This is a genomic window from Aromatoleum sp., assembly GCF_032027225.1.
Lineage (GTDB): Bacteria > Pseudomonadota > Gammaproteobacteria > Burkholderiales > Rhodocyclaceae > Aromatoleum.
Map to the genome: position 1 here is coordinate 1 of NZ_JAVSMM010000043.1, position 3256 is coordinate 3256.

Genomic DNA, 3256 nt, shown 5'->3' on the forward strand with positions numbered 1-3256 from the left:
GCCCCCGTTCGGTCACCTGCTTGACCGCTTCGATCTTGAACTCTTCGGTGAAGCGCCGTTGCGCCTTCTTCGTTTCCATCAACACCTCCATGACGCCTCATTGTGAGGCAAAAGGGTGTCTAGGAAACCCGGGGCGATTCAATCTTCCTTCCAGCGCTGAATCAATGTGCGGATCGGTTCGGTCATGACGTAAGTGCTCTGATTCAAACGTTGTGAGATTATTCATTCGACAACCGTACTACAAGCTCCCTGAATCCTTGCCGGCGATCCAATAAGCGTCCCGCAGCCCGGGTCAAGGAAGAGGACGCACCGCGCCGGAAACATCCGAGCGAGTGCGGCTCGCAGATGTTCGGTAGCCCCGCACAGGTTAATCGCAATGTCGGACATCTCCGACCACTCCATGCCGCGTTGTCCTTGGCCGCACTACAGCAATACCGACGGTCGTGGCGAAAGCCCCGGGATTTTGTGGCGGTGACGGCAATCGTCCGGTTTTTCTCCGCAATCGGCACGCCTCGTGCTCTTGTTCAATCGAGCACTGCAATTGCTCGATTGAAACAAACACCCGTTGATTCACAGCCAGGAGAAAGCCATGAGCACGCTAATGATCAAGGACTTGCGGTCGCTCGACATCGAGCAGCACGGCGAGCAAACGACGACGGTTCGGTCGCTTTCGCGCGAGGAATTGCGCGGGATATGGGGCGGGCGTTACGCGGTGGGGATGTTGGACGGAAACGAGAACAATCTCGTCTCCTTCGATATCGACAAATGGAATTTCGACCAATTCGCGCGCGGGCTGCTCTGACGACGGTGCTCCATTAATCCGGTAATTAGATAGGCGAAAACGTCTGGAAGAGCGACACCGCGTTGTGCGCCTCTCGATCGGCGTGCGGGACACGCCGGTCACAACCCATTACCTGTTTGATTGCCGGATTGGTCGTCGACATTTCAGTGCGAACAGCGCATTCGCGACGCCTGCCACAACTACCCCGCCGCGTTCGCGTCCTGCCTGAACCGATAGGACATTTGCCTGCGGGTATGCCGAGCAGCCGCATCTGACGGGCTGTCGGCAACCCCGCGGCGCCCAGGCCGGCTTTCGCCGGCGGGCGCTCGTTCGCGCTACTTCTGCAGTACGTACTCGCCGGGCGCGTCCCCGAGCACCGCATACCCGCGTTGGGGCGCGCCAGTCGCGGGCGGCTCGACGGCATCGCCCGAGCGCGCCTTCAGCCACGCGATCCACTCCGACCACCACGAGCCCTGGTTCATCGGCCCGGTCGCCGCCCAGTCGTCCGGAGCGACGTAGGTGCTGCCGGCAGCGCGGGTGTGGATGCGGTAGCGGCGGCGCGGATGCCCCGGCTCGCTGACGATGCCCGCATTGTGGCCACCGCTCGTCAGCACGAAGGTGATCTCCGCGGGGCTGAGGTAGTGCAGCTTGTAGACCGAGCGCCACGGCGCGACGTGGTCGGTTTCGGTTGCGACGCAGAAGGTCGGCGTCGAGATGTCGCCGAGGGAAACCGGCCGGCCATGCACGGGATAACGGCCTTCGCTCAAATCGTCGTCGAGGAACAGGCGGCGCAGGTACTGGCTGTGCATGCGCGCCGGCATGCGCGTCGCATCGGCGTTCCAGGCCATCAGGTCGTTCATCGGCGCGCGCTCGCCGAGGAGGTATTCATTGACGCTGCGCGACCACAGCAGGTCGTACGAGCGCAGGAGCTGGAACGCGCCCCGCATCTGGCCGGCGGTCAGATAGCCCGTCTGCCCCATCTGCGCCTCGAGGATGCTGATCTGGCTGTCGTCGATGAAGAGGCCGAGTTCGCCCGGTTCCGTGAAGTCGGCCTGCGCGGCGAAAAGCGTCATCGATGCGAGCCGGCGATCTCCGTCACGGGCCATCGCGGCGTTCGCGATCATCAGCAGCGTGCCGCCGAGGCAGTAGCCGGTCGCGTGGATCTTGCGCTCGGGCACGATCGCATTGACCGCATCGAGCGCCGCAAACAGGCCCTGTTCGAGGTAATCGTCCATGCCGAGGTCGCGGTCGTTCTCGTCCGGGTTCTTCCACGAGATGCAGAAGACCGTGTGGCCCTGTTCGACGAGGTAGCGCACGAGCGACTTTTGCGGCGACAAGTCGAGGATGTAGTACTTCATGATCCACGCCGGCACGATCAGCACCGGCTCGGGATGGACCTTTTCCGTCGTCGGCGTGTATTGGATCAACTCCATCAGCCCGTTCTTCGCGACGATCTTGCCCGGCGTGACGCCGACGTCGCGGCCCACGACGTAGTCCTCGGCGCCCGCCGGCGGCAGGTCCTTGACGTAGCGGTCGAAATCCTCGATCGCGTTCAGCAGGCCCTTGACGAGGTTCGTGCCGCGGTTCTGGATCGTACGGCGCAGCACGACGGGATTGGTCAGCGGCGAGTTGACCGGGGACAGCATGTCGAGCCATTGCCGCGCGGAGAACGAGACGATGTGCTCGTGCCGGTCCGACACGCCCCATACGTTCGTCGTCGCCGCGCCCCACCACTGCTCGGCCAACAGGAACGTCTGCTGCATGACGTTGAACGGCCAGTGGTGCCATTCGTCAGCGGCGAAGCGCCGGTCCGTTGCGCGCGGCGCCACGCATTCGGCGGCCCGGCCGTCGACCGCATACCTGCACGCCTCCCGCACGTGCCCGGCGAGCCGGGCATTCTGCTCGAAGGCGAGCTTGACCAACTCCATCCGCTTGCCCGGCGAGGCCGCAAGATGCCCGGCCCAGTCGATCATCGCGAGCATCGCGGTCATCGGCGAAAGCGACATCGTCGCTCGCGCCACCGCTGCGTGGACCTGACCATCGAGCAGGTCGGCGGGAGTCGCCGGCTGCGCGAGGTTAGCGACGGGGGGATTGTCCATTCCTGACCTCCAAGTCGATTCGATCAGATCGCGGCCGGAGGATACCGACTGCGCGCAACGCAACACTGTGGGCGGTCTCGGCGGATCGGTCAAATGGAGCGGCCGCGCCCGCGCACGGCCATTCGACGCGGTACCCGGGTATTAAGGCGGACGGGGGAAGGCGCCGGGCTTTCGCCTCGCGCCGATCCCGCCGCTGCCGGGGAACGCTGCTTGCCTCCGATCGCGTTCGGGCGAACCTAGGAGTCTGCGCGGCAGAAGCCAAGCGTCGGTGAGGTAAGCCCTCCCTGGCGTGTCGGGGCCGGTAGACTGTTGAGATGACGAGCTATCTGCCCTATTGCCCTCAGCAGCAGATGCTGCTGCCCCAGGCGCTGCAGGA

2 protein-coding genes are annotated in these 3256 nt (G+C 64.3%); one reads left to right on the forward strand and one right to left on the reverse strand.

Annotation, left to right across the window (positions count from 1 at the left end; all coding sequences use genetic code 11):
- The first annotated feature begins 589 nt into the window (after positions 1-589).
- Complete coding sequence (locus ROZ37_RS22000) at positions 590-802, forward strand: hypothetical protein (protein WP_312662871.1); 213 nt, start codon at positions 590-592, stop codon at positions 800-802.
- Positions 803-1116: 314 nt separating this feature from the next.
- On the opposite strand, the gene ROZ37_RS22005 is transcribed toward ROZ37_RS22000, so the two are convergent.
- Positions 1117-2880: an alpha/beta fold hydrolase gene (locus tag ROZ37_RS22005; RefSeq protein ID WP_312662872.1), complete on the reverse strand. Its 1764-nt coding sequence runs from the start codon at positions 2878-2880 to the stop codon at positions 1117-1119.
- Positions 2881-3256 lie beyond the last annotated feature (376 nt).

Coding starts and splice junctions, on each gene's coding strand:
- ROZ37_RS22000 (WP_312662871.1), top strand. CDS start 590: ATGAGCACGCTAATGATCAAGGACTTGCGGTCGCTCGACATCGAGCAG.
- ROZ37_RS22005 (WP_312662872.1), bottom strand. CDS start 2,880: ATGGACAATCCCCCCGTCGCTAACCTCGCGCAGCCGGCGACTCCCGCC.